6 protein-coding genes are annotated in these 6,628 nt (G+C 59.5%); 3 read left to right on the top strand and 3 right to left on the bottom strand.

Translation table 11 applies throughout. The features are described from left to right. From AAC126_RS21275 to AAC126_RS21265, 3 genes are all read right to left on the bottom strand, one after another. Nucleotides 1–1,009: TRAP transporter small permease subunit (locus tag AAC126_RS21275; RefSeq protein ID WP_339857305.1), on the bottom strand; the 1,009-nt coding region annotated here is incomplete at its 3' end. A 76-nt stretch (nt 1,010–1,085) separates the two neighbouring features. Continuing rightward, nucleotides 1,086–2,192, bottom strand: coding sequence for a TRAP transporter substrate-binding protein (locus AAC126_RS21270; RefSeq protein ID WP_339857304.1), 1,107 nt, complete (start codon nt 2,190–2,192; stop codon nt 1,086–1,088). Nucleotides 2,193–2,446: 254 nt separating this feature from the next. Beyond that, nucleotides 2,447–2,896 carry an Lrp/AsnC family transcriptional regulator gene (locus AAC126_RS21265; RefSeq protein ID WP_339857303.1) on the bottom strand — a complete coding sequence of 150 codons (450 nt, stop codon included), beginning with the start codon at nt 2,894–2,896 and terminating at the stop codon, nt 2,447–2,449. A gap of 202 nt (nt 2,897–3,098) precedes the next feature. On the opposite strand from AAC126_RS21265, the gene cysG reads away from it, so the two are divergent. From cysG to AAC126_RS21250, 3 genes are read left to right on the top strand one after another with little or no spacing between them, the layout of a single operon-like run. Continuing rightward, complete coding sequence (gene cysG, locus AAC126_RS21260; RefSeq protein ID WP_339857302.1) at nt 3,099–4,514, top strand: siroheme synthase CysG; 1,416 nt, start codon at nt 3,099–3,101, stop codon at nt 4,512–4,514. 12 nt (nt 4,515–4,526) lie between these two features. Beyond that, on the top strand, nt 4,527–4,832 hold the full coding sequence (locus tag AAC126_RS21255; protein WP_339857300.1) for a DUF2849 domain-containing protein: 306 nt from the start codon (nt 4,527–4,529) through the stop codon (nt 4,830–4,832). A 4-nt stretch (nt 4,833–4,836) separates the two neighbouring features. Further along, nucleotides 4,837–6,492: a nitrite/sulfite reductase gene (locus tag AAC126_RS21250; protein WP_339857299.1), complete on the top strand. Its 1,656-nt coding sequence runs from the start codon at nt 4,837–4,839 to the stop codon at nt 6,490–6,492. Nucleotides 6,493–6,628 lie beyond the last annotated feature (136 nt).

The raw sequence follows: 6,628 nt of genomic DNA, 5'->3' as shown, positions 1-6,628 counted from the left end.
AATCGGCAAGGCTTTCCAGAATGTAGCTGGCAAACTGGATCATCATGGTGACGGCAAATACCCCGAGGAAACTGGCCATCAGGTATTTGACGTACATGCCGTAGCCGGATTGGGAGACCTCAAAGCTGAGCAACGGGCTGTTGATGATCGCGGACTTGCTCCACATGCCGATGGCCATGACCGTGATGCAGAGTGACATGCCGAGCAGCAGTGAGCCCCAGATATTGATAAGGCCCCGGATGCGGGAGGTCAGGCCTGCATACAGCACATCGACGCGGACATGACCGTCTTCGTAAAGCGTGTAGGCGCTGGCAAAGAGGAAGAGGGCGCCGTACCAGAAGCGGACCAGATCCCCCTGGAATGCCTGCTCGTAGGAGAAGATGAACCGGCTGAGCACAATCCCGAGTTCTGCTCCGACAACGAGCAAGGCCAGCCAGGTAAAGCCGAGTGACCGGGTAAAGCAGGCAACCAGGCAGCCCACCAGAACCAGCGGAATATGGACATAACTGCCCCGGAACTGCGGGCGACCAAGAGATGTCGCGAGCTCGTCTCCGAAGAGTGTTGGGAGCAGCTCTTCAACCCGGAGGAAGGAGATGATCATGTCCGCAACACCGACGAAAATCACCGCCCAGAAAGCTGAGCGGACGATATAGGCCGCAATTCCCACCATCACTGTTGAGTCTTGCCGCAGGGGGCGGTCCGGGGTGCGTGCCGTATAAAAAGCGGCGCCGGCGATACAGGCGAGGTAACTCAGGGCCTGCAGCCATCCGAGCATTTGCGCGGTGCCGTCCAGCGGTTTCCTCAGGCTGCTCGGCCCGAAGATGCCCAGATGGTCGACGAGCGTCATAAAGCCCGGCCAATCCTGCCAGAAGATCAGGTAATTGTTGAGAATGAACATGAGAGTGAGGGTGACGCTTGACCAGCAAAAGATGCGGGTAAGCGCGGAGACCGGCGTTTGCATAAACGCGCCCTCTCGCTCTGTCGCGGAGACGTTGGTCGGTTCGGACATGTTTCGAAATCTCTTATAGGACCGAGGCGGGATTCAGAAACCCCGCCTCGGCACGCGTTAAGAAAAAACGCTGGTTTTAGAGGCCAAGCACACGGTTGCGCTTTTGCGAGTAACCGATGTCGGCGATTTTCAGCCAGCTACCGGCGCCTGTACGGGCCTTCTCGAAGCTCTCGTGAACGCGGAGAGCCAGATCGCTGTGCGCCTTGGTTTCCTCGAAGACCTCTTCAGCCGCACTGCCAAACGCGTCATAGACGTCGTCGTTGAACTCGCGGACCTGAACGCCCTGCTCATCAATGAGCTTACGGAGGTATTCACCGTTCTTGGCGTTGTATTCGGCCATCATCCAGTCGTTGGTCTGGTGAGCAACGGCGGTGATGAGTGCCTGGTCGGCCTTGCTGAGACCACCCCACCAGGAGGCGTTCATGCCGAGTGAGTCGAACCCGCCCGGCTCATGCATGCCCGGGAAGTAGTAGTACTTGGTAGCTTCGTAGAACTTCATCGCATAGTCGTTCCACGGACCAACCCATTCCGTGGCCTCGATGGCGCCGGAAACAAGGTTTTCATAGATCTGGCCGCCCGGCAGGGAAACCGGAGAGGCGCCCAGCTTGGCCATGACGTCGCCGCCGAGACCCGGGATACGCATCTTCAGGCCCTTGAGGTCGTCGGGGCTGTTGATTTCCTTGTTGAACCAGCCGCCCATCTGCACACCGGTGTTACCGGCCGGAAGGCACTTGAGGCCGTAGTCGCTGGCGAGTTCGTCCCAGAGTTCCTGGCCGCCCATGTGGTGGACCCAGGCGCTCATTTCGCTGGCGGTCAGGCCGAACGGCACGGACGTGAAATATGCCCAGGCCGGGTGTTTGCCTTTCCAGTAGTAATCGGCGGCGTGATAAGCCTGCGCGTTACCGGAAGCGACTTCGTCAAACGAGTCGAAAGCGCCGACACGTTCGCCAGCGGCGAAGTATTCGACGTGGATACGGCCGTCAGACACATCTCCAAGGCGCTTCGCGAGAAGCTGCGCGTTGGTTCCGAGACCCGGGAAGTCGCGGCCCCAGGTCGAGACGATCACCATCTCGATGCGTTCTTGGGCAAGCGCCGGTTTCGGGAAGGAAGATGCTGCGGCAACGGCTGTGGCGCCGCCGACGCTGGCAAGCCCAGCCTTGGTGATAAAATCACGACGTTTCATTGTTAAAGCTCCCTAGTTCTTTTGTTCATTCATCAGTGCGAATTGGTTCGCAGAGTGAAGCCACTGACCGCACACGTTACAAGTGCCTATTCGCAGCTCGCGAAATTAGTGCGTTCGAATTTTTGATTTGGCAACCATTCTTCACGCTGATTGTAACAATGCGGCATAAATTTGCTCAACAGCCCCTCTCTAGAGTTAGAAAATATCAATTTCGCGATTTTAAAACTCGAAATATGGTCGAATCAGGGCAGGGCTCACACAGGCAAGGCTGTCGTTTCCTTGATGGTCTCCATAGAGAAACGTGACGTGACCTCGCTGAGTGCTGTGAGTTCGACAAGGTTCTTGTAGAACAGGTCGAAGCTTTTCATGTCGGGAACGACAACTTTCAGCATGTAGTCCACTTCGCCTGCCATCCGGTGAAATTCGAGCACTTCCGGCATGCCCTGGACGGAGTCGGCGAAGGATTTCAGCCAGCCACCGGAATGCTCCCCGGTCTTGATGCTGACGAATACTGTCAGGCCGTAGCCCAGTTTGTCCGCGTCCAGAACTGCCACCTGGCGCTTTATCAATCCTTCCGCCTGCATGCGATTGATTCGTTTCCAGCAAGGCGAAGCGGAGAGCCCGACAAGCCGGGCAATATCCGAAACTGAGATGCTGCTGTCTTCCTGCAAGAGCCGCAGGATCTTTCGGTCCATGTCATCCATTCTCAAATTTCCTGTTTTGTGACAGTCGCGTTCTCTGTGGTCCACATATGAGAACAATATTTTCTTTTTGGTGGGGTCATATTGTCGATTTGGGAAAAATAATGATATTTCAGGAGCGTTGAGAGTTCAATACCCCTCCAAACCCGGTAACGGGAACGCGGTCGATTTTTAGATTTACGTTTCGCCAATCGGACAGCCAGTAATGAAGTATTTTCCGATATTCGCCGACCTTGCCGGCCAACATGTGCTTCTGGTCGGGGGCAATGAAGACACTGCCCGCAAGCTGCGCCTTCTGTTGAAGACGGAAGCGAACATCCGGGTTGTGACGTCCGCGCCGAATGCCGAAATCGAGGCGCATGCTGCCGCTGGACGCATTGACCTGCGCCATCGCGGGTTTGAGGGGCGGGATCTTGAAGGCGTGCGCCTCGCTATTATTGGTGACGCCGAGGCCCTGGACGTTGACTGGCTGGCGCAGCAGGTCCGCGACACCGGCATTCCGACCAATGTTGTCGACCGTCCGGATCTCTCTACTTTCATTATCCCCGGTATCGTGGATCGCGATCCCATCGTGGTTGCCATCGGCAGCGAGGGAGCGGCACCGGTCATGGTCCGCCGTATCCGAGAGCAGATCGAGCGCACCCTGCCGGTCCGGCTCGGCGCTCTGGCCCGGTTTGCCCAGAGCTTTCGCAGTGCCGTGATGTCAGCCATCTCGGACGGCGGTGAACGCCGCATGTTCTGGGAGAACGTTTTCGACGGTGCCATCGCGAATGATGTGCTTGCAGGCCGGGAAGCGGCCGGGCGGGAAGCCATGTTGCGGCTGGTCAACGGCTCCCGGCGCCAGGGTGGCAGCTCATCGGGCAGCGTTGCCCTGGTCGGCGCCGGACCCGGTGATCCGGATCTGCTGACCCTGAAGGCACTGCGTCTGATGCAGGACGCGGATGTGATCGTGCATGACGCGCTGATCGGCCCGACCATGCTGGATTATGTCCGGCGCGATTCGATCCGCATCGATGTCGGCAAGCGAGCAGGGCAGCATTCTTACAGTCAGGACGATATCAACGCGCTGCTGGCCGAGCATGCCGAAGCAGGCAGCCGCGTGGTGCGTCTGAAAGGCGGGGATCCGTTTATCTTCGGTCGGGGCGGTGAGGAGCTGGCCTATCTGAAAGAGCGCGGCATTGCCGTCGAGACCGTGCCCGGCGTGACAGCGGCGCTTGGCGCGGCATCCGCCGCCGGTCTGCCGCTGACCCATCGTGATCATGCCAACCGGCTGACCATTCTGACCGGGCATGACCGGAACGGGGTGTCCGAGTTCGACAGCCATGTCCTGGCCGACACCAAGGGCACCGTCGTCATCTATATGGGCCTTGGCGCCGCGCCGCGGATCATGGAGACGGCGCTCGATTCTGGCCGTGCGCCGGAAACACCGGTTGCCGTGATCGAGAAGGCGACCCTGCCGGACCAGCGCATTCTGAAAACAACCCTGGCCGATCTCGCCGGAATGGTTGCCGAGCGGCAGGTTTCTGCCCCCGCGTTGATCGTTCTCGGTGATGTGGCCGCGCTTGCCGAAGGTGAAATTTTTGAGGCCGTTGCCCCCGAGGGTCGGCGCCTCGCCGTTTAGGAACTGAAGAGAATGAAAGTGACGACCAAGGTCATGACCGCCAACCGTCTGGGTGATGGCGCTGTTGTTTATCTTGCCGATGACAACGACTGGGTATTGGCGCTCGACGACGCAGAGGTTGCCGACGGTGAAGAGGCGGCCGCCGCCCTTGAGGCGCGCGCGGCCGCATCGGCTGCCCGGCAGGAAGTCGTGAGCACCTATCTGTTCGCCGTCTCCGTTTCCGATACCGGCATCGCGCCGGTGAGTCAGCGCGAAATCATCCGCGCCGCCGGGCCGACTGTTGGCACGGACCTCCCCGCAACCACCCCATTGGTTTGACGCGATGTATACGTATAACGAATTCGATCACGCCTTCGTCCGGGACCGGACCGCGGAATTCCGTGACCAGGTCGCGCGCCGGATCGCCGGTGAGCTGACGGAGGACGAGTTCAAGCCGCTGCGCCTGATGAACGGCCTCTATCTGCAGCTTCACGCCTATATGCTGCGGGTCGCGATTCCCTATGGCACGCTTTCCGCCGCGCAGATGCGCCAGCTCGGCTATATCGCCCGGCGCTGGGACCGCAACTGGGGTCACTTCACCACCCGTCAGAACATCCAGTACAACTGGACGAAGCTGGACGACGTGCCGGACATTCTGGATGCGCTCGCCGATGTTGAGATGCATGCGATCCAGACCAGCGGAAACTGCATTCGGAACGTGACCGCCGATCAATTCGCCGGCGTTGCCGCCGATGAGATCGAGGATTCCCGTGTCTGGGCTGAAATCATGCGGCAATGGTCGACGCTGCACCCGGAATTCACCTTCCTGCCGCGCAAGTTCAAGATCGCCATTACCGGCTCGGAGAACGACCGGGCGGCGGTGAAACTGCACGATATCGGCTTGCGCATGCGCCGCAACGATGCCGGTGAAGTCGGCTTCGAGGTGATCGTCGGCGGCGGGCAGGGGCGTACGCCCATCGTCGGTGAGACGATCCGCGAATTCCTGCCGAAACAGCATCTGCTGTCATATCTGGAAGCGATCCTGCGGACCTATAACCTGCTTGGCCGCCGGGACAATCTCTACAAGGCCCGGATCAAGATCCTCGTCGCCGCCGTCGGTATCGAGAAATTCGCCGAAATGGTCGAGGAAGAGTGGCAGGAGATCAAGGACAGCGCATTGACGCTGGACGCCGCGAAGATTGCGGAGATCGAACGACATTTCGCTCCGCCGACCTATGAGGATATCGCGGAGCCGGTTGCCCCCTACGATGCCGCGCGCTTCACCGATCCGGCCTTTGCCGCCTGGACCCGGACCAATCTCTTCCCGCACAAGCAGCCGGGCTACTCCATTGTCACGGTATCCCTTAAGCCTGCGGGCGGGGTGCCGGGAGATGCCACGGCGGAGCAGATGGAAGCGCTGGCCGATCTGGCGGAGAAATACTCGCTCGGCGAGCTGCGGATCGCACACGAGCAGAACGTGGTGCTGCCCTATGTCCGCAAGCAGGATCTGCACAAACTTTGGCAGGTTCTCGGAGAGCATGGGCTGGCCGACGCCAATATCGGCCTGATCACGGACATCATCTCCTGCCCGGGCCTCGATTACTGCAACCTGGCCAATGCCCGGGCGATCCCGATCGCGCAGCGTTTGAGCCGGCATTTCTCCGATCCGGCGCTGCAATCCGAGATCGGCCCGATCACGCTGAACATCTCCGGCTGCATCAATGCCTGCGGACATCACCATGTCGGCAATATCGGCATCCTCGGCGTCGATAAGAAAGGCGTCGAGCATTACCAGATCACCATCGGCGGGATCGCGGACGAGAACGCCGCTATCGGCAAGATCCTTGGCCCGTCCTTCCCGGCCGAAGGGGTGGTGGATGCCATCGATACCCTGATCGGAACGTTCCGCAATATCCGCACCGAAGGCGAGACCTTCATCGACACGGTGTCCCGTGTCGGCATCACCCCCTTCAAGGAGACTCTCTATGCCAATCATTAAGAATGGCCGTATCCAGGAAGATATCTGGGTTTCGCTGACGGACCGGGAGGCTGAAACGCTTGGCCGGGACACGCCGGTGCTTGTCAGTCTCGAGGAATGGAAGGCCGGCCGAGAGACACTGGTCGCCAATTTCGAC

The organism is uncultured Nisaea sp. (assembly GCF_963974195.1).
Classification (GTDB): domain Bacteria; phylum Pseudomonadota; class Alphaproteobacteria; order Thalassobaculales; family Thalassobaculaceae; genus Nisaea.
This window is presented reverse-complemented; position numbering and strand designations above follow the sequence as displayed.